Here is a 26,750-nt window from a genome sequence, read left to right on the forward strand (position 1 = left end):
AAATGACAGCAAACTTTACTCCTCTTATTACTGCGCTTAAAGATGCGCCAATTTTAAAAAATGAACTGTGCCGTGTTTTTCATGGTCGAGGCCACAGTGTTGAGGCGTTAAGTCATATTAATTTAGACTTTTATCCGCCAAGTTTGTTTTTGGTTTCGTACGACGAAATTGACGAACAAACACTAAGCGAGCTTACCGATGTTGTGTGGCAGTGGGCACAAAAAAACCAGCCAGAACTTATTACGTCACTTGTTTATCAGCAGCGCGCTGGCGTACAAAGCCAAAACACCGTGGTTTATGGGCAATTACCTAACCCGCATGTTGTAACCGAAAACGGCATTCGTTTTTTGGTTGATTTACAGAGCCGCCAAAATACCGGAATATTTCCCGATATGCGCAGCGGCCGTGAGTTTGTAATGGCTAATAGTAAGCATGGCAAAGTGCTTAATTTATTTTCGTACACGTGTGGGTTTTCGCTTGCAGCCATGCAAGGCGGAGCGGATCATGTAATGAACATGGATATGAGCAAAGGCGTACTTAAAGTCGGTAAGCAAAACCATCAATTAAATGGTTTTGAGCGCGGCGTGAGTTTTTTACCTCATGATATTTTAAAGTCGTTTGGAAAACTAAAAAAAGCAGCCCCGTTTGACTTAATAATAGTTGATCCGCCAAGCTTTCAAAAAGGCAGCTTTATTTTAACTAAAGACTATCAAAAAGTGCTGCGCAGGTTGCCAGAGCTACTTTGCGATACCACACAATTGTTATTGTGCGCTAATAGCCCAGAGCTTAGCGAAGAGGCGTTTAAGGCGTTAATAAACGAGCACACCCAAGGCGCAATTGAATTTGTTGAGCGCCTAGCCCCTACCGAGCGTTTTATTGAAGTAGACAGCGACAGAAGCTTAAAAGCACTTATCTACAAAACGTCACAAATACCTGATTAAATGAAGCTCAGCAAACGCCTAACTGCCATTGATACATTAATTTCGCAGCATCACGATATTATTTGGGATTGCTGCTGCGACCATGGTTATTTAGGCATGGCGCTATTAAAACGCGCAGCTGCAAACCAGGTTATTTTTGTAGATATAGTCGCCACTTTAATGAACGACCTAGAAGCGCAATTATCATCTATAAATAAATTACAAAAAACCTGTAATAAAAATCCGCAGTGGCAGGTCTTATGTCAGGATGTAGGCAAAATTGAAATTGCTCAAAGTAAAAGCCAAGTAGTTGTAATAGCAGGTGTTGGCGGTGAGCTGTTGTTAAGTTTAATACAACAAATTATTGCTAATAATACCGTTGATAATTTGCAGAGTGTTCGTTTTATTTTATGCCCGGTGCACCACACTTATAAGTTACGAGCTGGTTTAAAGCAATTAGGTTTAGGGCTTGTAAGTGAGCAAATAGTTTACGACAACAAACGTTTTTATGAAGTGATTGAAGTGAGCTTTAGTAGCAATAATGAGATTAGTCATACCGGCAATAATATGTGGGATGTTAGTAGTGCAGAACACGCTATGTACCAACGGCAACTCATAAATCATTATAATAAAATGCTTAATAAAGATAAGCCATACTATCAAAAAGTTATAACAGACTATCAAGAACTCACCGATAGTTAAAAAAGCCCGAAAGTAGGGCGTACATGTGATCTAATTACGACATTGACGACGTAATGTGTTCATAGTTTATATCGCACAACGCGAGTTTATTTGGTTTATTTATGTCAGATAACAAGAGTCACATTAATCATTTGCTTAGCAATGAGCAAAAATGGCAACACAGTTACGAGCAACCTATTTATTATGCACCCCTCGTGCAATTGGCTAATAGTAGCTGGGTAGTGCCACAACATTTTTTACGTTACAAGCACACGCTTCAAAGCGTAAATGAAGTGCTTGAGAGTATTGAGTTTTCGGCTCACTTTAGAGTGCTTGCTGCACAAAAAGGTGAAGAAATTTACCTGCAAGTAGCAGTGCTGAGCCCAGATAACTATCAAAAAAGTGCATCTACAAATGAAGGTAAAGCCAAAAAGCTATTATTTGGCAGGCGCTGGATAGTAGAGGAAAACTTACCTACTTCAGAACTTATTCAAACTGCATTTTTAGCGTTAAAAGTAGCGCGTGAACATGAAGTAAGAGAGCTTTTTCAGTTAATGCAAAGCGGCGCAACAAGCACGCCATTTAATAACCATCACGACTTACCTGTAATGGCGCAAAACCCTGAGCTTGTTAAAAGCGCAAGTGCAAAAAGTCGTGTTGATGAAGTGCTTAAACGTATTGTATTTGCAGGAAAAAGTATTGAGCTTAAAAGCCAGCAGCAAGTAGCTGAGCAACATTTATATACCGTTGAGCTTTTATGTGAGGGTTGCCAACTTAGCGAGTTTAATAACAAAACTATTTCGTTTTTAACAGCAGACTCATCTGCTAATAGTTTTTTACATGGCTTAATTACGGCATTAGTAGCTACAAGTAATGACTACGTGAACGAGCAATTTAAGTACAAAGGTTTTGCACGCTTTAGTAAGCACGTTGTGGTTGAACAAATAGGTAACTTAAGTATCGCTATGCGCTCGCCAAGTACCTTAGGGCTGTGCTCTATGGGTAAGCAACATGCTAACCAGTTAAACTTTGAGATAGACAGCGGGCGAGCACCACAGGGATGCGGGCAAGCTATTGGTGGCTTTTTAGCTGCACATGGTATTGAGCAGCCAGAAAACGCGCATTTATATCCAAATTATTTATAACAATTTAAAGCTTATTAATTTCATCTTTAACGCTAAAGCTTGAATCAGTAACAATAGCCTCAAGTGTTTGTACACGCTCTTTTAGTGCAAGCACTTGTGCGTTTGTTTCAGCTAGTTGTTTATGGGCATCGCTGTTGTTGTTTTGCATTTTATGCTTAAACTCAAGATGCTTTTTATACATATCGTAAACCACTCCTGAGCCAACCGAAATTAGCACAATAAGTACAATCATCGTAGTTCCAGACATAATCTCATTCCTTATCATTTTATTATTCGTTTATGGTTAAAGTATAACCTTTAAGCGCTTTTGATAAAGCTGACAATTGTAACTTAATTTGTATAGTTCACTTAAGCTCAGCTTTGAGTGTGTTCATCATTTATACACTTTAGATATTGTTTAATGGCAGCATAGCCACCATATAATAAACATACTTTAGTCAATACAGTGAGTTGCCATGTTAAATAATAAAATCCCACCGGTTATTGTTGTGCTGTTTTTTGCAGGCATAATGGCGCTTATTGCGCATTACAGTGTTATTGATTTCACCGCATTTATTACCTACTTAGCAGCAAGTTTGCTCATTATAGGGTGTGTTTTTTGTATTGCAGGTGTGGCGAGCTTTAAACTAGCAAACACCACTGTAAACCCTAATAAACCTGAGCAAGCGTCAAAACTTATTACTAGCGGTATTTATCGGATTTCGCGTAACCCAATGTACGTAGGTTTTGCATTTATTTTAGCTGGGTGGGGTATTTGGTTAAGTTCCTTGTGGGCACTTTTATGTATTATAGGGTTTATTGCGTATTTAACGTTTTTTCAAATAATACCCGAGGAGCGTGCGCTCACTAAATTATTTGGCGAAGAGTTTACCGCCTATAAAGCGCGCGTAAAACGCTGGTTGTAATCTCTACGTTAAATTAAGCAAACAAAAAAGGCTATCGATGATAGCCTTTTTTGTTTACAGCAATTGTATTACTAATTAATTGCTGCTTATTCGTATTCTAACGGGTCTGTAATGTTATTTAGTGCAAATGCTTCAAGGCGTTCTTGGCACGCGCCACATTTACCACAGGCCTTTTCACGGCCGTTATAACAAGTCCACGTTTGGCTGTAATCTAAGCCCATTTCAATACCGTCGGTTAAAATACCAATTTTAGTATTGTTTAAGTATGGGCTAAAAATTTCTACAGCGTCGTAGTTAGCAATACGACACACATCATCCATTTTTTGCACAAATTCAGGACGGCAGTCAGGGTAAATAGCATGATCCCCAGAGTGAGCGCCGTAATAAACTTGGCCAGCTTTAAGTGATACCGCGTAACCAACAGCAAGCGAGAGCAAAATCATATTACGATTAGGTACAATCGTACTTTTCATGCTTTCTTCTTCGTAATGGCCTTCAGGGACTTCAATGTCATCAGTAAGTGATGAGCCACCAATAAGTTGGTTAATCGCCGAAATATCAACAATTTTATGCGGAACGTTTAATTTTTCACACACACTTGCTGCCACTTTAAGCTCTTTTACATGACGCTGACCATAGTCAAATGATAGGGCATATACATCATGGCCTTGTTGCAGGGCTTTATTTAATACGGTAAATGAGTCCATACCGCCGGAATAAATAACAACTACTTTTTGCGTCATATCTGTTTTGCTCTTAGTTTTAATAGAGGTTTATATCAGGGCGCGATATACTACACGGCCGCAGCTTAAATAACAATTTTTGCACAGCGCTTTTTCGTCTTTAATAGTAGCAATTTGGCTGCTAGGTAGTAAGTGAGATCTCTTTTGTACAAAATTAATGAAGTGTTTGAAACCATTCAAGGTGAAGCAAGTTTTACTGGCACACCCTCAATATTTTTGCGCCTGCAAGGCTGCCCAGTAGGCTGCTCTTGGTGCGACACTAAGCAAACGTGGGATGTTGATAACGTATATAAAGTATCGCTGGACGAAACCGTAGAAAAAAAAGCCGACTCAGATCATTGGGCTAACGCCAGTGCAGAGCAAATTTTAGCGTTGTTCCAATCGCGTGGTTATACTGCAAAGCACGTAGTAATTACCGGCGGCGAGCCATGCATGTTCGATTTAAACCCAGTATGTAACTTATTACACGAACACGGTTTTAGCACACAAATAGAAACCAGCGGCACGTTTGAAATACTTGCCCCAGAGCAAACATGGGTTACGGTATCGCCAAAAATCAACATGCGCGGCGGTTATGAAGTACTTACCAGCACCATGAAGCGTGCAAACGAAATTAAACACCCCGTTGCTATGCAAAAGCACGTAGAAGAGCTAGAAGAATTATTTGCTAAAACAGGTGTTAATCCAAAGCTTGTTTACTTACAGCCAATAAGCCAAAAAGTATCAGCAACCAAATTAGCAATCGACACCTGTATTGCCAAAAACTGGCGCCTATCAATACAAGTACACAAGTATTTAGGAATTAGTTAAAGCGCAGCTTAAAGTTATAGTACGTATGTTGGGTAGAGCGTAGCGAAACCCAACGAATCTCCACTTCCACACCGTTTATAACAATGTTCTATAATATTTAAATACGTAGGTCGTTTATTTAGCTCGGATAAGTGAAGCGCCATCCGACAAACCTAAAGCTCATATCTTCTTCGCTAATAGCCATAACTAGTTTACTATGCGCGACTTAAAAATATTTTACTACTTACCACTAGGCTTATATGTCCGCAAATGCGCTTTACACCGACCTTTCTGATTACTACGACTTAATGTGCGCAGATATAGATTATCAAGCCCAAAGTAATTCTATTCACAGGCTGCACCAAATTTTTGGTAATGGCGGAAATACCCACCTCGATTTAGCGTGTGGCACCGGCCCGCATGTACGTCATTTTATAGATAACGGTTACCAAAGTAGTGGTCTTGATTTAAACCAGCCAATGCTAGATAAAGCAAAAGTTCGCTGCCCAGAAGCGCAATTTTCGTTGCAAAACATGAGTGAGTTTAAGGTAACCGAGCACTTGGATTTAATTACCTGTTTTTTGTATTCACTGCATTACTGCGACGGAATTGATAAGCTAAAAGAATGCCTTGCTAGCGTACACAGTGCATTAAATACAGGTGGAATATTTTGCTTTAACGCCGTTGATAAAAACAAAATCGACAGCGATTCATTTGTAGAGCATACCGCAACAAGTGAAAATAGCTTATTCACATTTCGTTCTGGCTGGCACTACAGTGGTACAGGCAATAAACAGCTATTAAAACTCAACATCGAAAAAGCCACTGCAGACAAAATACTCGTATGGCACGACGAGCACCCAATGGTCGCCTTTAGTTATAGCGAGCTTAAAGAAGCCCTAAAGCCGTACTTCGAAATTCACATATTTGAACATGACTACGACAAAATAACCCCATGGGCACAGCGCTCAGGCAACGCCATTTTTGTCTGCGTAAAAATTTAAGACAAACACGTATGTTGGGTAGAGCACAGCGAAACCCTACGACATCCAACGATCTTAAATGAACCCTCACTCCCCACGCCTCCAATAAACCAGCATTATATATTTGAAAACGTAGGTCGGATAAGCGCAGCGCCATCCGACACACTAACGTATTTGAGTTTCGGCGAATATAAACAGCTAATTAATTATGATGTATGAAGTCAATATTTGAGCCTTTTGGCTTTATCTTTGGTTTTAAAACAGTGGCCATATTTTATTGACCACTACAATACCCCAAACCAGCTAGTCGTCATCGAATGGTGGAAATCAGCTGAGGTGGCACGTGCGTTCTCCACTACAGATCCGCTTTCTATCGAAACAGGGAAGGTTCTGACGGAATCTCTTGAACGGCCTATTCCTGAATATCTACATGAGTTAAGAGAAGTAAACCCTTAAATTGGTAAGTTGGCCATGACATCTGCATGCCGGTGTCATGGGCTGACTGTAGTTTGAGAACTGCACATCATTGATTAATAAACACAATATTCTGGCATTAACTACAAATAGGAACACTATGAACATACAAAAAAAAATTCTAGCGCTAATAAGCGTAACTGCCATTTTAGGTATTTCAAGTAATACAATCGCAGGGGAATCGAAAACGGATTCACATACACATACTCACAGCACTCTCAATAAAGGCAAAGCAATCGAGCAATACGGCTTACCTATTACGTTAATGAATACCATTTACGAAGGTAATATCACAGCAAAAGAAATGAAAACCTTAGGCGATATCGGCGTGGGTGTGAGTAACCATCTCAATGGCGAGTTAACGGCTATTGATGGTGTGGTTTACAGTATTGCCGCTGATGGTACATCAACAGTAGCACCTGATAATTTACAAGCGCCATATATGTCGATGGTAAAATTTGAACCCACACATTCAATTACGGTTAAGGGTATTAACTCATTTAAAGCGCTGTCTGATGTTATTTCGGCTGAAATTGAGTCGGTTAATAGTTTTTATGTATTCAAGGCAAAGGGCACTTTTGAGCTTGCTCGCTTAGCATCGGCTCACGGCGTTGAAGATGAAGATGTCGACTTTTTTAAATATTTAGGCAGTCGTCAAATGTATAACCTAGAGCAGACCAAAGGGACGTTGGTCGGTATTTACACGCCTGACTACTTAGGCACGATTAGTATTCCTGGTTTACATTTTCATTTTCAAAATGGCGATAACACAGTCGGCGGTCATCTTGAAGATATTCGCTTTGATGAAATGGAATTTGAAGTACAGGAGTTTGATCGAATCAATTTGGCTCTGCCTAATGTTGAAGAATTCCGAACGAAAAAAATGAAGATGATCAAACCTCCTTCAGGATCAGGTTCAGGAGGAACAAAAGACAGTAAATAATGTTAGCTATTGCTATCGATACGCATTTATTTCATCGCTTAGCGCAAATGTAATTAACTAAATAAGCTGCATTAATATGCAAGATGATGCAGTAAGAATAGGTTCAATAAATCAAGTCTACTTGCTAAAAGTAGACATTAAAATTATTACAGGATTAACACATGAAAAAATCAATTAAATTTACCTTAAGTCTAATAGTGACTGCTGTTATTACACTTGGCTCACCATTGGCCATTGCCCAAGATACAGTTAAAGAGCAGTCTTTAGAGTTACTAAATAAAGGCTTAGTACAGGGTGATATCTCTTTTATTAAAGAAAATGTAGCCGAGGGTTATATTCAACATAATCCAGGTGCACACGATAAGCTAACAGGGCTACTAGGTTTTGTTGGCTATCTAAAAACACTAGATACGCCGCTCAGTTACCACCCTAAACGTGTACTTCGAGAAGGTAATCTCGTATTGGTTCACAGTGAGGTTGTTTTAGGCAGCAAACTAGCTGTATTTGATTTATTTCGTATTGAAAACGGCTTAATCGCGGAACATTGGGACGGGATTCAAGAAATGCCGGTTAAAACGGTAAGTGGTCGCAGTATGGTAGACGGCCCTACAATGATTAAGGATATTGATAAAACGAAAGAAAACAAAAAAATAGTCATACAATTCGTAACCGATGTATTGGTGAACGGTAAAGGTGATAAACTTAGTCAATATATAGGAGAGGTTTACCATCAGCATAATCCAGGGATTGCAGATGGCACTAAAGGTTTACTTGATTTTATGGGGAGTCTTGCTGAGAATAAAACGTCTTTTGGGTACACAAAAATTCATAACGTGGTTGCCGAAGGCAACTTCGTGTTCACTCAAAGTGAAGGCGATTTTGGCGGCCAACCAACGGCCTTTTACGATCTTTTCCGTGTTGATAATGGGCTGATAGTTGAGCACTGGGACAGCATTCAGGCGATTCCATCTAAAATGGCTCACGAAAATGGTATGTTCTAAATAGTATTAATCCTTACAGTGATCTGTTCTTATTAGGTCACTGCAAGGATTATTTTTTCAGCTATTAATAAGCGACACCAATGCGCTTATTATGATGCTGAGACTTTTCAGCCTCATCGATCAATGCCACAGCATAATCTTCAACAGAAATTTTACTATTACCTTGGTCATCACTCAGTAATTGCTCCCCACCTACACGATAAATACCTGTACGTTCACCGGGGAAAATTTCAGCCGCTGGACTTACAAATAACCAATCTAGTGTACTATCACTATTGCGAAAAACGTCTAATGCCTGACCCTGAGCAATCGCTTCGTCTTTATATTCAGCAGGAAAGTCTGGAACGCTAACGAGTTTAACACCTGGAGCTACCTCTAAACTTCCGGCACCACCCACCCAAATTAGACGCTTAACATCGGATTTTGGTAGCTCTTTCAATAAACGCTGTGCCGTACTCGCAACTATTTCATGATTACTTTTTGCTCGACCACCAATAGCCGCAATAACGATGTCAGCATCGGCAACAGCGTCTTTAATACTTCCATCAGTAAGTAAATCAAGAGGGTGTGTGGTAACACCTTGTTTTTCGATATTCTTTGCGCCACGACTAATTGCTATAACTTTATGATCTCTGTTTAAGGCTTCATTCATTAATGTAGAGCCAATCCAACCTGTTGCACCAATAATTGCTATTTTCATTGTATTCTCCAAAGTTTGTATCATTTATTTAAGATGTCGTTATTATGAATAAATCTATTACTGTAATAAATACGTATTTAAGTACATGATTGTTACAAATATTGAAATAAAGGTTTTTTATGGATAAGTTTGAAGCACTACGCAGTTTTGTTGAAGTGGCAAGTACCGGTAGTTTTACTGATGCAGCAGAGCAATTAGACTTGAGTCGTGTAAAAGTAACACGGCACGTTAAGGAGCTAGAAGACTGGCTCAATATTCGTTTACTACATCGTACAACGCGTAGTGTTAGTTTAACCTCGCCAGGTCGAGATATTATGCAACATTGTGAACGCATTTTAAGTGAGGTATCTGGTTTAGAAAGCTTAGCCCGTAGCCATAATGAAGAGCTTATTGGTGATATCCGTATTGCTACGCCCATAGGGCTCGGACAAAACCTGCTTTACGAGGTGGTTGCCATGTTTACCGCTTTACACCCAAAAGTTAGTATTAAATTAGTAATGTCGGACAAAAATGCATTGTTAGTTGAAGAACACATAGATGTTGCTTTGCGGTATACCGACCAACCCGATGAAAACCTCATTGCTCGTCGGTTAATGAGTATTGAAAGTGTATTATGTGGCTCAGCAAGGTACCTCAAAAATCATGATAAAATAAACCACCCAAAACAGTTAATTGAGCATAATTGTTTGGTACATTTATCTCAAAATAGTTGGACATTTATTGAAGATAAAAAATATCACTCAATCCCTGTAACTGGCAGTATTCAAGCAAATGACCTCGGTGTTTTGATAAAAGCAGCCATTAATGGTGTCGGTCTTGCCTATCTTCCCTGTGACTTAGCAAATCCTTCGCTAGAAAAAGGTGAGTTAATACACTTATTACCTGACATATTTTTACCTACAATGGCACTTTGGGCTGTATATTTGTCAAGAAGCTACCAGCGACCTGTTGTCAGAGCATTTATCGATTTTTTGGCTGAACAATGGCAAGAGGATGTCAAAGTTGCTCGTACATAAATGAATCATTGTCATAATGTTGTTCAACAGGTAGCTGAACGAACTTAATTAATATATTGATTTAGTCGAACCGCTTATTTATGGCGCCTATCAATATCTATTTTTAGGCTTTGTAGCCCTTCAGATTCAATTAATAAGTGAACCTAATAATAAATTACTCTCAAGCGGGCATTAAAATCTTTAAAAAAGAGTTACTTCAGTTATTATATCATTTACTATTTGGGCTGGAGAATAAGAGCTATATGTCTATCACAAATCAATTATCATTATTTCTTGATGTTGTTCAGCAGGGTTCTTTTGCCAAAGCTGCTGCACTTCACGATATGGATAGTTCATCTTTATCAAAACAAATTAAAAAACTTGAAACCAGTTTAGGTATTCAATTATTAAATCGTTCTACTCGTTCATTTTCTTTAACACCAGCAGGAGAGGAAATACTTATACAGGCACAATTATTGATTGGAACATTAGATCAAATTAAAAATATTGCTGATTCATATCATAAAACACCTAAAGGTCATATTCGAATCACTTCTTCTATCGACTTCGGCCAAATGTATTTACAGCCTGCTATTTCCTGTTACCTAAAAAAATTTCCGGATATAAAAATAACACTTTCATTAGACGATAAAAAAAGTGACATTATTGCCGACCATTTTGATTTAGCTTTTCGAATTGGAAAGCTTGCCGAATCAAACCTTATTGCAAAAAAAATAGCAAAAACAAATTTCGTCATTCTTGCTTCTGAAGAGTTCGTTAAGGTACATGGACAGCCGAAAACGCCAGAAGAACTTATCGCATTACCAGCAGTTATATACAGTAATGGTGATGTAACATTAGATCAAATGCAGCTAAGTGAATCACCTACTAGTGATAAATTTAACATTTATAGAATGAAAGGAAATTATAAAGTCAGTGATGTTAAATCGATGATGGGCGCTGTTAAAGACGGAATTGGCTATACCATGCTTGATTTATTTAATTTGGAACAACCAATAAATGTATCAAAATTAGTACCTTTATTAACCGATCATAAAATATCTATGATGGATACTGGCATTTACGCTGTTTACCCACATAGAAACCAAACACCATTAATTACTGAATTTATTGACATATTACAAACCAATATTGGCGAGCCTCCATTTTGGGAGAGTCACGTACCAAATTATAAAAAGCTGTATAATCTTAATAAATAGGAAAGTATTACAATAAATATTTTTGTTCGTTTAAGTCTTTCTTTTCAAAACTTAAATTAACATGTTCGTTAAGTTGAATATGAGCCTCCTCGAGTGTTATATCAATACTCTGAAGGTTATCTTGCGACTTTTACAATTGTAGCACCATGAAAATGTACTGTTTCGCCTTGTAAAATAGCACTACCATACAATAAATTAGTATTGAAATTTACATGTAAGGTAACATAATCACCGTATTCCTCTTCAAACCAAGCAGCAAGGAAGGTGTTTTTTTCAACTTCAAATGCAGTGTAAGGAAATGGTCCCCACCATGTATTGGGTTTTGATCCTGTTAAAAAACGATAACTGACACCTGATTTTTCGAATTTTACGTTATATGATCAACCGCTAGTGTAGTTGTATGTAATAGAAGTTCCATCAAGAGTACGTGTTGGCGATTTCAGTTCATCAGCAAATGTATAAACAGACATCAAGACTAAACAAAGTAAAATAGTTAATTTATGTATCATTTTCATTATAAAATCTCCTTGATTGAAATGAGTTATTTTACACGCTGAATTAGCACTTCTTTCAATGCTAAAGTGCCGTTTATTGCCGCAGGAAAACCTGCATAAGCACTTGTTAATATCATTATTTCGGCTATTTCTTCTTGAGTAACCCCTACATTTAATGCTGCATTAATGTGTGCTTTAAGCTGAGGTTGAGCATTTCCTAAAGCCGCTAAATTAGCAATTATGATCATTTCTTTGGTTTTTACTGCCAATATCTTACGACTAAGTAAGTCTCCAAAGCCATATTCTATTGCATATTTTGCAAGGTCAGGTGAAACATCTTTCAGTGCATTAACTATTTTTTCACCTGAGCCTTCACTGTTTATTTCATTTAACCGTTTAATACCTTCTGTAAATCGTTCTGAGATAGGTTGAGTTTCAACTAACGATTCAGCATAGGCGTATACACTAGTAACCTTACATAAACTTAATAACAAAACAGTCAAAATATATATGTTCATAGAATCAACTTTACAAATTTATGCCTAGTAATAAAATTATTTAACAAACGGTTAGCAATGATTAAAATTCAGTTACAAAATTCATGTATTGCTCTAATTCACCCACAACCGCTTCATTCATCAGTTTTCCAGTCTCTACTGCATAAGGTTGATTGAAGTGAATATCCCAAACATCTGACTCTTTACGCCAATGTTCATAAACAGCAAACGTATCATCTTGCCCTTCAACGGTATACAAATCGAAAATAATATTACCTGCTTCTTGTGCTCTAGTGCTGGGTATATGTATTTCAAATTGATTTAATATTTTTTCACGGTAACCTGGCTTTATCTTAAAAATGAAGAAAATAATAAAAATATCATCTTCTTCATTAGCACTCTTTGGGTTGTTTTCATGTAGAGGACTTGGCGTAGTATCGTTTAACTCCATGACTAACGGCTCAGATTGAGCAGACGTTTCAAGTAAATCAAATACAACTGCCGTATAAGGCTGAGAAGCATGGTGTGTTAATGCGTCGTTATTTTTAAACCGTTCATAGGCAAAAATAATATTCGGCTGTTTCTTATCTTGAAATAAACGCAACTCAAGGCATCCATCATCATTTTTTGAACCACGTTGGTCATTAAGAAGTGCCTCTTTAAATTCTTCAATTTTTTCCAACTTAATATCAAACTTTACTATTTGAGTAATCATCTAAAAAATCCTATTAGTTTTTGTCGTAGTAATACTTAATGAGCTTTCTGATAAAGCGATGTTAAGTCTAAACTTCCGTTAATATATCTGAGTAAGGTAAACGTGATTTTGGTAGTAATGCATTAAAGTCGTTTTCAGCATCACTGTAACCCAGTGGTACAACACATATGCTAGAAAAACCTTTTTCACGTAGACCAAATTCTTTATCTAAGATATCAAGGTCGACCCCTTCCATTGGCGTAGAATCAATACCTAACGCTGAGACACCCAATAAGAAATGTCCTAAGTTCAAATAAACCTGCTTGGCCAACCAATGAGGAACATCGTTAAATTTTTCTTTATGAACATTAATAAACATTTTACGTCCACCGTCCATTTTTGCTTTAAACACTTCAGGGTCAGCATCAAAACGCCCGTCTTTTTCTTCTTGAGCTAAAAGGCTTTGTAAGTATTCTTCTGGAGTATCTAATCTGCTCGCAAATACAACAACATGAGATGCCTCGCGAATAGAATTACTATTGAATGGATAAAGCACATCAGTTGCTTTAGCGATTCTATTTTTACCTTCTTCAGTAGAAGCTATTACAAAGTGCCAAGGTTGTGCATTAACACTTGATGGGCTGTAACGTAATAACTCTTTAATCTTTTCAATATTTTCTGCTGATATTTTTTTACTTGAATCGTAAGCTTTAACTGATTGTCTTTTTTTAGCATAATAAGTGATATCGTTATTCATATTCAAATCTCTATAGTTGTCGTTATTATTAAAATAATAGGTAGTAATAAGTGTTGTTTAGAAGCCTTCTAAAACAATTTTACCTTTCGCTTTTCCAGTTTCTAAAAATTGATGTGCTTTACGTAAGTTTTCCGCATTAATTTGACCTAAGTTCTCACCGACCGTAGTTCTAAGTAAACCTTTATCAATTAAAGTTGCAATTTCATTAAGGATGTCATGTTGAGATTGCATATCAGGTGTTTTAAAAAGTGACCGAGTAAACATTAACTCCCAATGAACCGAAATAGCTTTTGTTTGAAACGCTGCAATATCAAGTGTTTTAGTATCATCAATTAAACCGAATTTACTTTGAGGTTTAAGTACTTTTTCAATTTCTACCAAATGCGATCCGGTATGGTTTAAACCTACAACATAATCAACATTACCTAGATCTTGCTCTGAAAATTCTTCACTTAACTTATTTCTGTGATTCACCACATGATCAGCACCAAGCTCTTTTAACCAATCTGTTGTTTCTGGTCGAGAAGCGGATGCGATAATGGTTAAATTAGTGAGCTTTTTAAGCAGTTGTACCATAATAGATCCAACACCACCGGCAGCACCAATAACCAATATGCTTTTTTCTTTATCTTGTTTTGACACTTCTAATCGGTCAAAAAGCATCTCCCAAGCAGTTAATGAAGTAAGCGGAAGCGCTGCGGCTTCACCATAAGACAGAGACTCAGGCATTTTCCCTACAATACGTTCATCAACTAATTGCATTTCAGCATTACTACCTGAACGTGTTATATCTCCAGCATAAAAAACCTTATCACCCGGCTGAAACAACGTAACATTATCACCTACAGATTTAACTACACCTGCAGCATCCCAACCAATAACTTTCCATTCGCCATCTGGTACAGGCATACTTGAGCGTACTTTATAATCAGCAGGATTAACTGATACCGCTTTTACTTCTACTAAAATATCGTGTCCCTGTGCAACAGGTTGCTCAAGTTCAATATCTTGTAACGATAGTTCGTTTTCAATGGGTAAGTTATTTTGATATCCAATAGCTTTCATATTATTTCTCGATTTGTTTTACTTTGATAATTTTATTATAAAGAAAGCAGCAACGAAGAAAATGGCCATAAATGCAAAACATTATGGGTTTATATAGCCATAATGTTTTAACGTGGAATTTGATGATAAATAATAAAATTAAAGAAGTGCGAGCAAAATATAAAAATATTCGATTAAGAATTTTAGTTAATAACGACTCATAGGTTGGATCTTAAGGAATAAAACTTGAAAACATGCTCTGAATTTGATCTGATAGTAATCGCCAAACCACTATCTATCCCAAAAGCAGAGCATGAATAAACATAATACTGAGTTAAACAAAATAACGAAAGTGCTTAACGATTTTAATATTAACGAAATAGGTAAAACAAGCCGTTTTTGTAGCCGTAAACGAATAATAAAACCTTTCGAATTAGTCATGTCGTTAATAACGGCTCTAGGCGATAAATCGGTAAACACCGTGACAGATTTACATCGCTATTTTGTGAAGTTGACGGAAACTGATGTTCAATATAAACCGTTTCACAATCAACTGAGTAAGCCTGAATTCAGCCTATTGATGAAATCACTGGTCGATGTGGCGTTAAATGAATGGCAGCAACAAATACTCGGTACAGACGCCACTCTTTCTGACTTTAAACGCATAGTAATGCAAGATGGAAGTTCGTTCGCAGTGCACGATAGTTTAAAAGATACCTTTAAAGGTCGCTTTACTAAAATAAGTCCTGCGGCAATAGAGGTTCATGTGAGTTGGGATGTGCTTCAAGGTTATCCCGAAGAAATCTCAGTGAGTCCTGATAGCCAAGCTGAATATGATTTTTTACCTGATGCTAAATCGTTAGTCGACACCTTGTTTTTAGCGGATAGAGGTTATTTTAAGTTATCGTATCTTGAATCAATTGATACAGCAGGAGGCTTTTATGTTGTCAGGGCTAAAACCACGGTTAATCCAACCGTAGTAGCTGCTTTTAATCGTCACGGTAACGCGTTAAAACGGTTTTCACAGAGAAGCAAAAGGACGTTAAAAAGCATATTCGTCGTAGTGTTATTGTCGATATGGATGTGGAAGGTAAAACGAATTATCGATTGATTGCGAGCTGGCCTAAAGGAAAAAGTGAGCCTACTTATTGGGCAACGAACTTAAATCGAGAAAAATTTAGCGCTGAAGCGGTAATAAAGCTCTACAGTCTCAGATGGCAAATAGAGTTACTGTTTAAAGAATGGAAGTCTTATTGCAACCTTCAGAAATTTAACACCAGAAAAGCGAGCATGATGGAAGGCTTGGTGTGGGCAAGTTTATTGACGTTGTTAGTAAAGAGGCGAATAGGCATGAGTGTTCAACAACTTGCCGGTATTGAGCTATCAACATTTATGGTAGCAAAAAACACCCAAGGTTGGTTTTATCAATTAATGGAGTCGATAACACAAGGCGTGATATCGACACTGAATAAAGCATGGCAAAAAACTATCAGTTTTTTGTCAAAATATGCACGAAGAGCGAACCCAAAAAGAGATAAAGAAAAAGGACGATTAAAATGCGGCCTGAATCCAATTCTCTCTTAATGTCTAACCTATGAGTTCATATTAATTAAAGCGCTTGAAGTTAATAAAACTTCAAGCGCGAATGTATGAAATGGTTTAAAAAACTGTCAACAATACGTAGTAGGTGAGTCTTATTAGGGACTGGTGGAACGGCTATAGTTCTTTCTAGGCAGTTAAAGTATGAAGTCAAAATTTGACCCCTCTGGTTTTTAAAACAAACAACGTAGGTTGGGTCGAGCGTAGCGAAACCCAACAAACCTGCAATACCCACGCCCCCAATAACCCGTATTATATATTTGAAAACGTAGGTCGGATAAGCGAAGCGCCATCCGATACAGTAACGTATTTGAGTTTCGGCGAATATAAACAGCTAATTAATTATGATGTATGAAGTCAAGATTTGACCCTTATGGTTATAAGTGCATAGTCGATTTACTTTGTAATTTCTTTGGTCGGAAAAAACATATAAGATCAAAATCGGCTGTGCACTTCAACCGTTTTTTAAACTAACTTATTGATTTATATCATCAAATTGTGGGGATTCGTCAGGGCTTGACCCCCTTTGGTTTTGTTTGACCGGAACTTTCTAATGGGTGACCCCCTTTGGTTTTGTTTGACCGGAACTTTCTAATGGGTGACCCCTTTGGATTTTTTACGATTTGATAAAATAATTTTAACTAACTCTCGATAAAGAGGGAATACTAGCTTAGCTTAGTTAACCATGGCTGCCAAAGCGGAAGTGAGAGCTGGGTTAGTGTGTTTTCAATATGTGTTAATTTTTCAGATGCCTCGAGCATCTCACTTTGCTCTATATTTATTAAATAAAGCTGATATACAGCAAAGGTGTTAGGGACTGTAGCCGTGTTACAAATTTTGTTTAGTGCGTTTAAAGAAACCGCGAACTTTGAACTGTTCCCAGTTTTTCGGTAAATAAATAATGAGATACACAACAAGCTCGGTAGTGCAATATCTTCGTCACTAACTAAGGCAATGCTCTGCGCTATAAGTTGCTCTGCAAGTACATAGTTTGCATTTGTGCAATGAATAGCGGCTAAGTATCCTTTTGATACCGCAACACAGCGATTATACCCAGATAGATTGGCTACGTTTAGTGATTCAGCGCAAAATATATACGCTAATTCAATATCGCCTTGTAACAAATAACACGCGCCGAGCAGCTGTAAAGCGGTACTCTTAAATAGATTCTTTTCTATTGAATCGGTTGTTATATCACATTCGTTTAAGCATAAATTAGCTGATTGGATTGCAGCGTTTATATCACCAGAATATAAATAGAAAAGTGCATTTGTGCTGTAATAGTGAGCCTTCTCTTGGTTCGCGTGTTGTAATGTGGCATTACATATTACTAAGTAATGGTGTGATCTTTTAAACTCACAAGAAAATAGTAAAGTAATTGCAGTGCCTAAATTAGCAGAAAACACTAACGGAAGATCATTCACTTTAATTGCTTTATTAAGGCCTTTATCAAAATATTGTAGTGCTTTTTCATATTGACGATGAATAAGCGCGGCATAACCAAGTTTAATATAGAAGTTGGCCACAATAGCGCTTGGTAATGCGGAGTGAAATGTTGATTTAATTAAAGAAATAGCGAGCTTAATCTTACTGCTCATCATTAGTTCATACAAAAGCCCATCGTTATGCAATTCATTTACTAAAATATCTCGGTTCTCTTCACTCGGGTAAATATCCACTTCTGAACGGGCAATCAAGCTTCCTTTTTCACAATTTAAAGCACTCGCAAGCTTATTTAAATTACTCAGACGTATTCTTGTAACTGAGCCATTAAGCCATCGAGTAAGGGTTTTTTCGCTTACACCTATTTGATTGGCAAGCCATAAATGTTTTATCGATTGCTCTATTATATATTGCTGTAATTGCCCTCGATTTAGAAGGGCAGTTTTTGAGTTGTTCAATTTTCACTCTTGTAATTCGGTATTAAATATTTACGGCTTAGGAGGGATTTCAATTTTGACGAAAGGTTTCCTAACGTAATACTTAAAATGTCCGGTTATGTCCGTGGATTAATTTAGGCACACTTAATATCATATATTGAACACACCCTTGAAGCAACAAAGTGCCTTTTTAAGGTCAACTCAATATTGGATAATAAAATGAAAAAAACAATCTCACTTAGTGCATTCACATTGTTAATGAGTAGTTTTACTACACATGCCAATGAGGCTCAAATAAGAATGGGCGTTGAGCTTGGTACGGGAAAAATAAAAGTAGATAAAGATTTTGCAATTTTAAGCGAAGATTTTGATACTGGCGGATTCTCACTTGGTTATGTACTCGGTTATAAATTTGGAAATAATGTAGTCACAGAAGCTAACTTAGCCTATACATCAAGTGATGGATTATTTGGTACTCTAGATAGCTATGAAACGTATGAATTTAAGGCAATGATAGGATATTCATTTGATTTAGCAACGCACTTTAGGGTTGTGCCAATGGTGGGGTTATCGCGCTGGGAATTAGACACGAGAGAAGGCTTTTTTTTAAACTCAGGCCCTGAGGCAAAGGAAGAATTCACAGGAACTGACTTTACTTATAAAGTAAGATTTGAAGTACCGTTGGGTGATCTGGTTTTACTTTCACTTTCGTATGCGAGTACTGAAGTTGAGTTTGGCCGAAATGAAACAACTCAATTGGGTATATTATTTGAGTTTTAAAGTTCGTAACTAAAAAGCAAAAGGGCTCACCCATTAGAAAGTTCAGGTCAAGCAGGCAGCAGTGTTTTCTTGAACTTTTTATTCAAAAACCAAGTGTTCTTATTATTCAAACTCAATTTAAATATGACTACGCCCCCAGTAATGACGTCGATTGGTGTGAATATGCACCTTGGTTTGAATAAAGAACGCCATATGAATTTAGGCAGTTTAATTAAGGCCCTTGGCTTTCGCCTCAGTCATCGTTTAGTACCAATGTCAGTCCAGTTTCTGGCTGTGTTTACACACTGCGCTGTAACAAGACTGCCCTAGGGTCAAATCTTGACTCCATACATCAAAATTATGGATCGCCTAGTTATCCCTCGTTCATGCTCTTACTTAATCAAAGTTTGAGTAAATAACGTAAAAAAACGTTGCCCTAGAGTAGTACTTTTCTGTATCTTTTTACTAGCTCAAAGGCTATTCAGTCCTTAAATAAGTTTGGGGCTACTTAATAGTGATCTTTAGCTTTAAACTTACAACTATAAAATCAATACTCACAAGGAAGAACACTTGCATATTCAAATTGCAGAACACATTAAATTAGCTCCTTTAGTGGAAAGCGATGCTGCGGATATTTTGAAGACTGTTAATTTAAGTCGGGCAAGTTTAGGTGCATTTTTGCCTTGGGTAGAAGGGGTAAACAATATTGAATCAGCTAAAAAGTACATACTCGACAGAGTAAACAGCGGGCTAAATGGCTCGCGGTGGTTTAAAATTTATTATAAAGATAATCTGAGTGGTGTTTTTGCAGTTAAGTCTATTTGTCCTGATTTGAATATAGCGGAACTTGGTTACTGGTTAAGTAGTGATGCACAAGGCAACGGTATTATCAGTCAAGTAATCGCAAGATTGCCAAGCATACTTAAAAACACAGGCGCTAAAGTCATTGAGTTTAGATGCTTAGAACAAAATGAAGCTAGTATTAAAATTGCTTTAAAATTAGGTGCGAGTTTAGTTAGTACAATTCCAAACTTTGTATCGGTTGATAATACACTACAACAACTTAATATATACCAAGTGACTTTGTGAATAACCCCACGTACTAGACTCTCCAGTAATAACTCCGTCTACTTAATTACTTTTCTCATCAATTTCTTTCCCGCAATTATAACAATCGTTAGTGGGAAGCTTATAACTAGAAATAGAGCGCATTACTTGGTTTTTCTTGCAGGCAGGGCAGGCGTAATTAATTACAGAGATTATAAGCGCAATAGTAAAAACGAAACTACCGATATAAAACGGGTTTGAGTAAAATTGCATACTTGGCTCTGAAAAATTAAAACCGATAATACAGATGATTAAGGCAGTTAAATAAAGTTTAAATTTTAGGCTTTTATTCAAGGTTTAAATATCCAATTGGTAAGGGGCTAATAATAAGTGCTTTGGCAGTTTTAACAAATTATTTACTCAATTACTATATTAATACCAACCTGCATAAATCTTTGAGCAATTTAACGAATTAAATTGCACTATAACGTCGTTAAAAATTTTTTATTTACGACTGCATGGATGCAGGAGGTAGAGCAATGCAGGGAGCAATTGCCGAGAACAACTAGATACAAAAATTTTTGCCTAGTTCTAGCGTAATTTTCTTAACGTTAAATAGACCCTATATATAAGCAGATTGGTATAATTTTTACATAGCGAAAATGTATAGGCATAAAAAAAGCGTTGCCCTTGAGCAACGCTTTTCTGTATTTGTCTAATAGCTGGTAGCTAACTTACTCAGCCGCTAGCTTATTCTGCTGCAAACTTATTCTGCTGCAAGATAGTCCAACACCACTTGATGGTGATCTTTGGTTTTAAACTTATCAAATAGGTGTTTAATTTTACCGTCTTGGCCTACTAAAAACGTCAAGCGGTGAATACCATCGTACTCTTTACCCATAAATTTTTTGTAGCCCCATACACCAAATGCTTCAGCAATGGCGTGGTCTTCATCGGCTAATAGGTCAAAATTAAGCTCTTTTTTAGTTTCAAAGTTTTTAAGACGCTTAATTGGATCTGGGCTAATACCTACAACGCGGGTGTTAAATTTAGCAAGCTGTGCTTGCTCATCGCGTAGGTTTTCGGCTTGTACAGTACAGCCCGGCGTTGACGCTTTAGGGTAAAAGTACACAAGCACTTGTTGCTCTTTTAACAGCTCACTTAATGTTACTGTTTCGTCGTTTTGGTTTTGTAGGCTAAAAGCGGGTGCAGTATCGCCTGCTTGTAATGGACTAATTGTGTTCATGTTTAGCATCCTTAACGAATTCGTTTAAAAATATAATCTACGTTTAGCGTATGAGAAAGGCTCTCAAAACTAATTTTAAATTGATCTATATCTACATCAACAGGTATGTTGAATTCAAGTTCACAACGCATTTTAATGTTGTCTTCTTGAGAATAAGTGTCTGACTTAAGTGAGCAAATACTAATATTATTGTCGGCAAAAAAGCGCGTTACTTTGCTCAATGTGCCTGGGGTGTCTATGCCAGTGTATTCTAGTGTGTAACCTGCACAAAATTCGCTAGGAGTATGACTCGCTGTGCGCTTCATCATGGTAAGTAGGCCAAGTTCCATGGCTTTGGTTGGCAGTACGTGCTCAATGCGGCTTATTGCAGACATGTCGCCGCTTAGTAGCATTATGAAGGTAAATTCGCAGCCTAAAATAGCAATACGGCTGTCAATAATGTTGCAGTGGCAATCGCTAACGAGTTGGGTTAGTTCACTTACAATACCGGGTCTGTCTTCGCCAATCGCTGTTAAAACAATTTGATGATTTGAAAATGCAGTCATGAGTTCAAATACCTTGTTACTTGGATTATATCAACCGAGTTGGCAACACCAAAAATACACACGAGAAGTTGCACGGCGGCGAAGTTTAACACAAAAAGGGCTCTAAACTACAGCACACGCTAATTAAGCGCTTTTAAAGTACGGTGTTTCTTGTTTTTACTGGCACGGGAAAGTACCATAGCTAAAATTTGCTTATTTGCGCTTAGTTTTATTGCTAAGTTGAAGTGCTGAACTTTATTGCATTTAGGCAGCCAAATAATAAATGTAAAGTTAATATTGATTTTACACTGAACCAAATCGGCATTACCCACTCATATATTTGTTAAAACAATTAAAGGGTATGCTAAGGAGAAATATCTGTGCAGTATTGGATCCCAAAAGCACTTGCAGTAAGTGTATTGGTAAGTTTATCAGGATGTAGTGTATTTACTAATCAAGCACATAATGAGCGTAACTATCGTACGCATGAGCCTGTAAAAGCACCAACGTCGTTATCTCAACCAGCTCAAGACCCAGTTTATAAAATGGATGTAGGTCAATACGACAACAATCCTGAAGCTACAAATTACCGCCCACCGGCACAAGTATTAACAATTGCTAAAGGCAGTTGGGTAGAAGAGACAGATAAACAAGCGCGTATTTATTTTGATAAAAACGATGGCATTGCTGATTTAGATGAATTTCTTTGGGACACGATTCAATCAGTCCTCGCTGATAACAATGCAGCAACCACTAAAGAAGACAAGCTACTAGGTACTATTGAAACTGATTGGTACTCAATTATCAAAACGGAAGAAAGTTTTTGGTGGTGGGGCGATGAAGTTAACGATGACTTAGAAAAATTTAGATTCACTATTGAAGAAAAGTCACATCAGCGTACTGCGTCTTTACGTGTAGAGCTGATTGATTTTAAAGGCGACCATACGCTAACTGATTTGTTAAAACAGCAGTTAGAAGTACGTGCGCTTAACCAAGTAGTGAGCGAGTTTGATTACCGTTACCGTCAACTTGAAGTTGATATGCGTAAACGCCAAGGTATTATTTCTCTTGAAATGGGCTTTGATAACAAAGGTAATGCAGCACTTGTAACTGAGCAATCTTACGAAGCTGTTTTTGACCGTTTCTCTGGATTTTTAGAGCGCTTGTCGTTCACTATTGTTGAAATTAACCCAGATACGGGCTTAATTACTGCTGATTACACTAAACCAGAAACAAGTGTTTGGGATTCAATTTGGGGTGATGACGTAGCTCAACTACCTATTGATGAAGGCCAATACCAAATTTTAGTAAGTAAAACTAAAGAAGGCGGTACTAGCTTAACGTGGATGGATGACAAAGGCGAAACGCTTGAGCCAGGTACTATGAATGGTTTACAACAAGCATTAGAAGCAGCACTCATTCAGCGCGGCATTAAAATTTAAATAATAATAAGTTTTACCACAAAAAGAGCGCTATGCTCTTTTTGTGGTTTTTATAGGTTAATAAATATGTCTCAGCTACCTCATCGTTCACACTACACGTGGCGCACTTGGTTTACTTTTTTGGTTCCTTCGTTAATTGGTGTGTTTTTATTTATGACACCCATTAGTACCTCGCAAGGGATGACCATTCCTATTGCCGTTATGGCAAAAGCGGTTCAAGCAATGATGCTTGGCTCTGCTCAAGCAATTATTACTCTCATTATTTGTATTACAGGGGTTATTTCTGTAATTACTAAAGTGTTTAAACCCGCCGCTATATGTAACTCATCTTTGTTAAAGCATTTATTTGATGTGAGCTGGACATGGCTGGTGGTGCGCTTATTTGGTATGGCGTTTGGTTTAATGACGTACTTAAGCCTAGGCAGCGAGATGATTACCTCGGCCAATACTGGCGCGCTGGTATTAAATGACTTATTGCCGGTGTTGTTTTCGGTATTTATTTTAGCGGGCTTATTACTGCCGCTATTAATTAACTTTGGTCTACTAGAGCTTGCTGGTACGTTAATGACTAAAGTAATGCGCCCTGTATTTGGTGTACCTGGTAGAAGCGCGGTTGACTGTACTGCATCGTGGTTAGGTGATGGTAGTGTGGGTATTTTGATGACTGCAAGGCAGTACGATCAAAAGCACTATACACAACGCGAAGCGGCTATTATTGGTACTACGTTTTCAGCGGTTTCAATTACGTTTAGTTTAGTGGTGCTTGGGCAAGTTAAACTTGAATACCTATTTGCACCGTTTTACGCAACGGTATGTTTAGCCGGTATTGTTGCCGCTATTATTGTGCCGCGATTACCTCCACTGCGCTTTAAAAAAGACTTACTGATTGATGGCACTGAGCCAGATAGAGACGCTGAAACAATTCCGGGTCATAAAACCTTATTTGGTCATTCGTTAGATGTTGCATTAGCTAAAGCAGATAACTCAACGGGTGTTAAAGGTACTATAAAAGAGGGCTTACATAACGCGCTTGATATGGTGTTTGGTGTATTGCCTGTAGTTATGGCGGTAGGTACATTTGCACTGATCATTGCTGAGCATACGCCTATATTTCAGTATTTAGGTATGCCGTTTGTGCCATTTTTAGAGTTATTACAAGTACCCGAAGCGGCAGCAGCGTCGCAAACTATTATGGTTGGTTTTGCTGATATGTTTATTCCGTCAATATTAGCAGCAGGAACAATTGAAAGTGATGTAACGCGCTTTATTATTGCCGCAATGAGTGTAACTCAGCTTATTTATATGTCTGAGGTGGGCGCACTTTTACTTGGCAGTAAAATACCGGTAAATATTTTAGAGTTGTTTATTATATTTATTTTGCGAACGCTAATTACTTTACCTGTTATTGCGCTAATGGCGCATTGGTTAGTAGGCTAAATTAACGAAAATATAATTAAGCGAATTGGTATTATTAAAAAAGCCCTGATTAATCAGGGCTTTTTTGTGTCTGTTGTATTTTTAATATTGGCGTTGGGCTTTTTAAACTCCGTTTTTGCAGAGAGTTTAATCAGCGCAATATTACCAATGACAATAGTAAAAACAACGGCGACAATAATTACAATATGCCAAGTTTGCATCGCAGTATCACTTAATATTTAGTACGTTTAAGTGTGACCGTTTTACGCTATAACAGCAATTAAATTACTCAAAACATAATCAATAACTTTAAAAACAATCAATAACCTTAAACACAATCAATAACCTTAAAAACGTCTAGCTACCGAAAGCGTTAAAAAGTTAAGCCCTGGGTTTGGCTCTTTAAAGCCTGCGTTTGAATAGTGAATAACTCTAAGGGCAACGTTAGTATGACCAAAGTCGGCAACAAGGCCTATGCGGTCTTCAAACTGGTAGTGAGTACTTATGTTTTTACCGGCAAACTGCGTTTCATCAATCAGTGATACACCAATCCCTGCTTCTACATAAAATGGGGTGTTGTTAAAACTAAAGGCAGGAAATTGCAGCACAGGTGACATAGCAAGTACTAGGTTTGATTGTGTTTCATCGCCGTGGCGGTATTCCCACATATTTACGCTGGTTTCAAAGTAAAAGCGTGCATCACCAATTATATTTTGCATGCTAGGTGCATGATACTGATACGCAAGCTTAACGCCGTTTACGTTACCTTCGCCTTTGAGAAAATCAACGGCATAACCGTGGTTCGATTGAGCAAAAGCAAATTTGCCAAAAAGTGAAACTACTAATACAAAAGAGATAATAAGTGTTTTAAGTGACGTTTTCATAGGTGCCAAATGTCTGTTTGATTCAAGTGATAACTAAATGATAAGGGCGACCTATTAACAATTACAATGAGGACAAAATGCCGGTTGTATATGGCCTGTTAATGGAGTTTTCTAACTGCTTGAATTTATTTTAGTTATTTTATTGGTGCGATTTGGGCATTAATAAGTTGCTTATTTGTGCCTTTTTTATTGCGTATAGTTCGCGTAAATTACAGCCATCTTAATCACACAGACATATACAATTATGAAACTCTTTAAACTATTCGTTTTAGCCACTGCTTTTTTTAGTAGTTCGTTATTTGCACAAACTCAGCAATCGCCAGATCAGTTACTTGAATCAGTAGCCGATAAGCTATTTGCAGACATTGGCCAAGTAAATTCAAAAGGCACAGCAAGCAAAGAAGCGATGGCTGCCATTGTTGAAAAACGTTTAATGCCACATATTGATGTTAAGTTTGTGTCGTTTAAATTATTAGGTAAGCACATTAAAGGCATTGAGCGCGAACAGGCTGTTCAATTTATAGATGCAGTAGAGCATTACTTAACAGGCACATACGCTGGTGCACTAATGAAGTACACAGGTCAAAAAGTAGTATTTGAGCGTAATAACGCAAAAAGTGACTCTGAGTACGCAACAGTTAATACACAAATTATTGAGCCAAATGCGCCTACAATTGACTTAAGTTTTAAGCTTCGTTTAGGTAAAAATGATGAGTGGAAAGTATACGATATTGTTGCCGAAGGCATTTCACTATTAAGTGCTAAGCAAAAAGAGATTATTCAACGTATTTCTGAAGTGGGTTTAGATCAAGTTATTAGCGAGTTAAAAAGTAAATAGACTATTTGTCTGGCTCTGATTAAGCCCAACTCCAACCTCAAAAACGGCCAATTACTTATGTACTTGGCCGTTTTTATATTTGTAAGTAAAGGATTGTTGTTATTGCGTAATTTTGCGCTAGCAGCAAAAC

At 37.5% G+C, this 26,750-nt stretch carries 27 protein-coding genes and 1 pseudogene; 16 read left to right on the top strand and 12 right to left on the bottom strand.

What is annotated here, in order from left to right:
- Positions 1–2: 2 nt before the first annotated feature.
- From I6F66_RS02925 to I6F66_RS02935, 3 genes are all read left to right on the top strand, one after another.
- Positions 3–941 carry a class I SAM-dependent methyltransferase gene (locus I6F66_RS02925; RefSeq protein ID WP_197160677.1) on the top strand — a complete coding sequence of 313 codons (939 nt, stop codon included), beginning with the start codon at positions 3–5 and terminating at the stop codon, positions 939–941.
- The gene (locus I6F66_RS02930) at positions 942–1,622 is read left to right on the top strand and encodes a tRNA (adenine(22)-N(1))-methyltransferase TrmK (protein WP_197208769.1); all 681 of its coding nucleotides are present in this window, start codon (positions 942–944) and stop codon (positions 1,620–1,622) included.
- Positions 1,623–1,723: 101 nt separating this feature from the next.
- On the top strand, positions 1,724–2,746 hold the full coding sequence (locus I6F66_RS02935; RefSeq protein ID WP_165740061.1) for a hypothetical protein: 1,023 nt from the start codon (positions 1,724–1,726) through the stop codon (positions 2,744–2,746).
- A gap of 4 nt (positions 2,747–2,750) precedes the next feature.
- Here the strand turns inward: I6F66_RS02935 and I6F66_RS02940 are convergent, their stop codons facing one another.
- Positions 2,751–2,993 (bottom strand): hypothetical protein, encoded by a 243-nt coding sequence (locus tag I6F66_RS02940; RefSeq protein ID WP_007583900.1) that lies wholly within the window; start codon positions 2,991–2,993, stop codon positions 2,751–2,753.
- A gap of 208 nt (positions 2,994–3,201) precedes the next feature.
- Between I6F66_RS02940 and I6F66_RS02945 the strand changes: the two genes are divergently transcribed.
- The gene (locus I6F66_RS02945) at positions 3,202–3,651 is read left to right on the top strand and encodes an isoprenylcysteine carboxylmethyltransferase family protein (RefSeq protein ID WP_165740063.1); all 450 of its coding nucleotides are present in this window, start codon (positions 3,202–3,204) and stop codon (positions 3,649–3,651) included.
- 86 nt (positions 3,652–3,737) lie between these two features.
- Here I6F66_RS02945 and queC read toward each other — a convergent pair whose 3' ends face one another.
- Positions 3,738–4,394, bottom strand: a complete 657-nt coding sequence (queC, locus tag I6F66_RS02950; protein ID WP_165740065.1) for a 7-cyano-7-deazaguanine synthase QueC — start codon at positions 4,392–4,394, stop codon at positions 3,738–3,740.
- A gap of 144 nt (positions 4,395–4,538) precedes the next feature.
- On the opposite strand from queC, the gene queE reads away from it, so the two are divergent.
- From queE to I6F66_RS02970, 4 genes are all read left to right on the top strand, one after another.
- On the top strand, positions 4,539–5,204 hold the full coding sequence (gene queE / locus I6F66_RS02955) for a 7-carboxy-7-deazaguanine synthase QueE (RefSeq protein WP_002960417.1): 666 nt from the start codon (positions 4,539–4,541) through the stop codon (positions 5,202–5,204).
- A gap of 239 nt (positions 5,205–5,443) precedes the next feature.
- Positions 5,444–6,187, top strand: coding sequence for a class I SAM-dependent methyltransferase (locus I6F66_RS02960; protein ID WP_165740067.1), 744 nt, complete (start codon positions 5,444–5,446; stop codon positions 6,185–6,187).
- Positions 6,188–6,740: 553 nt separating this feature from the next.
- Positions 6,741–7,583 (top strand): acetolactate decarboxylase, encoded by an 843-nt coding sequence (locus tag I6F66_RS02965; RefSeq protein WP_165740068.1) that lies wholly within the window; start codon positions 6,741–6,743, stop codon positions 7,581–7,583.
- A gap of 161 nt (positions 7,584–7,744) precedes the next feature.
- Complete coding sequence (locus tag I6F66_RS02970) at positions 7,745–8,584, top strand: nuclear transport factor 2 family protein (protein ID WP_165740070.1); 840 nt, start codon at positions 7,745–7,747, stop codon at positions 8,582–8,584.
- A gap of 64 nt (positions 8,585–8,648) precedes the next feature.
- Here the strand turns inward: I6F66_RS02970 and I6F66_RS02975 are convergent, their stop codons facing one another.
- Positions 8,649–9,284, bottom strand: a complete 636-nt coding sequence (locus I6F66_RS02975) for an NAD(P)-dependent oxidoreductase (protein WP_165740072.1) — start codon at positions 9,282–9,284, stop codon at positions 8,649–8,651.
- Positions 9,285–9,403: 119 nt separating this feature from the next.
- On the opposite strand from I6F66_RS02975, the gene I6F66_RS02980 reads away from it, so the two are divergent.
- Positions 9,404–10,300, top strand: a complete 897-nt coding sequence (locus I6F66_RS02980) for a LysR family transcriptional regulator (RefSeq protein WP_197208771.1) — start codon at positions 9,404–9,406, stop codon at positions 10,298–10,300.
- A 242-nt stretch (positions 10,301–10,542) separates the two neighbouring features.
- The gene (locus I6F66_RS02985) at positions 10,543–11,499 is read left to right on the top strand and encodes a LysR family transcriptional regulator (RefSeq protein ID WP_165740076.1); all 957 of its coding nucleotides are present in this window, start codon (positions 10,543–10,545) and stop codon (positions 11,497–11,499) included.
- Between the two features lie 541 nt (positions 11,500–12,040).
- Here the strand turns inward: I6F66_RS02985 and I6F66_RS02990 are convergent.
- From I6F66_RS02990 to I6F66_RS03005, 4 genes are all read right to left on the bottom strand, one after another.
- Positions 12,041–12,511 carry a carboxymuconolactone decarboxylase family protein gene (locus I6F66_RS02990; protein ID WP_165740078.1) on the bottom strand — a complete coding sequence of 157 codons (471 nt, stop codon included), beginning with the start codon at positions 12,509–12,511 and terminating at the stop codon, positions 12,041–12,043.
- Between the two features lie 61 nt (positions 12,512–12,572).
- Complete coding sequence (locus I6F66_RS02995) at positions 12,573–13,205, bottom strand: putative quinol monooxygenase (RefSeq protein WP_165740080.1); 633 nt, start codon at positions 13,203–13,205, stop codon at positions 12,573–12,575.
- Between the two features lie 67 nt (positions 13,206–13,272).
- Positions 13,273–13,941, bottom strand: a complete 669-nt coding sequence (nfsB, locus tag I6F66_RS03000; RefSeq protein ID WP_165740082.1) for an oxygen-insensitive NAD(P)H nitroreductase — start codon at positions 13,939–13,941, stop codon at positions 13,273–13,275.
- 57 nt (positions 13,942–13,998) lie between these two features.
- Positions 13,999–15,006: a zinc-binding alcohol dehydrogenase family protein gene (locus I6F66_RS03005; RefSeq protein WP_165740084.1), complete on the bottom strand. Its 1,008-nt coding sequence runs from the start codon at positions 15,004–15,006 to the stop codon at positions 13,999–14,001.
- Between the two features lie 292 nt (positions 15,007–15,298).
- Between I6F66_RS03005 and I6F66_RS03010 the strand changes: the two are divergent.
- Positions 15,299–16,569: pseudogene (locus tag I6F66_RS03010) on the top strand (IS4 family transposase).
- Positions 16,570–17,249: 680 nt separating this feature from the next.
- Here the strand turns inward: I6F66_RS03010 and I6F66_RS03015 are convergent.
- A complete protein-coding gene (locus tag I6F66_RS03015; RefSeq protein ID WP_197142191.1) occupies positions 17,250–18,485 on the bottom strand; it encodes a helix-turn-helix transcriptional regulator in 1,236 nt (411 codons plus the stop codon).
- Between the two features lie 198 nt (positions 18,486–18,683).
- Here I6F66_RS03015 and I6F66_RS03020 point away from each other — a divergent pair, with 198 nt between their 5' ends.
- Positions 18,684–19,244, top strand: coding sequence for an outer membrane beta-barrel protein (locus I6F66_RS03020; protein WP_231611820.1), 561 nt, complete (start codon positions 18,684–18,686; stop codon positions 19,242–19,244).
- 549 nt (positions 19,245–19,793) lie between these two features.
- The gene (locus tag I6F66_RS03025; protein WP_165741693.1) at positions 19,794–20,312 is read left to right on the top strand and encodes a GNAT family N-acetyltransferase; all 519 of its coding nucleotides are present in this window, start codon (positions 19,794–19,796) and stop codon (positions 20,310–20,312) included.
- A gap of 724 nt (positions 20,313–21,036) precedes the next feature.
- On the opposite strand, the gene bcp is transcribed toward I6F66_RS03025, so the two are convergent.
- Together bcp and I6F66_RS03035 are read right to left on the bottom strand one after the other, a co-directional pair.
- Positions 21,037–21,516, bottom strand: coding sequence for a thioredoxin-dependent thiol peroxidase (bcp, locus tag I6F66_RS03030; RefSeq protein WP_002963124.1), 480 nt, complete (start codon positions 21,514–21,516; stop codon positions 21,037–21,039).
- 11 nt (positions 21,517–21,527) lie between these two features.
- Positions 21,528–22,061 carry a glycine cleavage system protein R gene (locus tag I6F66_RS03035; protein WP_007583906.1) on the bottom strand — a complete coding sequence of 178 codons (534 nt, stop codon included), beginning with the start codon at positions 22,059–22,061 and terminating at the stop codon, positions 21,528–21,530.
- 359 nt (positions 22,062–22,420) lie between these two features.
- On the opposite strand from I6F66_RS03035, the gene bamC reads away from it, so the two are divergent.
- Together bamC and I6F66_RS03045 are read left to right on the top strand one after the other, a co-directional pair.
- Entirely contained in the window at positions 22,421–23,482 is a 1,062-nt protein-coding gene (gene bamC / locus I6F66_RS03040; protein WP_165728192.1) for an outer membrane protein assembly factor BamC, read from the top strand.
- Positions 23,483–23,548: 66 nt separating this feature from the next.
- On the top strand, positions 23,549–24,919 hold the full coding sequence (locus tag I6F66_RS03045; protein ID WP_165728193.1) for a YjiH family protein: 1,371 nt from the start codon (positions 23,549–23,551) through the stop codon (positions 24,917–24,919).
- Between the two features lie 53 nt (positions 24,920–24,972).
- Here the strand turns inward: I6F66_RS03045 and I6F66_RS03050 are convergent, their stop codons facing one another.
- Together I6F66_RS03050 and I6F66_RS03055 are read right to left on the bottom strand one after the other, a co-directional pair.
- Positions 24,973–25,119 carry a DUF2897 family protein gene (locus tag I6F66_RS03050; RefSeq protein ID WP_165728194.1) on the bottom strand — a complete coding sequence of 49 codons (147 nt, stop codon included), beginning with the start codon at positions 25,117–25,119 and terminating at the stop codon, positions 24,973–24,975.
- Positions 25,120–25,245: 126 nt separating this feature from the next.
- Positions 25,246–25,782 carry an acyloxyacyl hydrolase gene (locus tag I6F66_RS03055; protein WP_165728195.1) on the bottom strand — a complete coding sequence of 179 codons (537 nt, stop codon included), beginning with the start codon at positions 25,780–25,782 and terminating at the stop codon, positions 25,246–25,248.
- Positions 25,783–26,026: 244 nt separating this feature from the next.
- Here I6F66_RS03055 and I6F66_RS03060 point away from each other — a divergent pair, with 244 nt between their 5' ends.
- On the top strand, positions 26,027–26,620 hold the full coding sequence (locus tag I6F66_RS03060; protein WP_007583914.1) for a phospholipid-binding protein MlaC: 594 nt from the start codon (positions 26,027–26,029) through the stop codon (positions 26,618–26,620).
- The last annotated feature ends 130 nt before the right edge of the window (positions 26,621–26,750 follow it).

It is taken from the genome of Pseudoalteromonas sp. NZS100_1, from assembly GCF_015864285.1.
GTDB classification, from domain to species: Bacteria; Pseudomonadota; Gammaproteobacteria; order Enterobacterales; family Alteromonadaceae; genus Pseudoalteromonas; species Pseudoalteromonas arctica.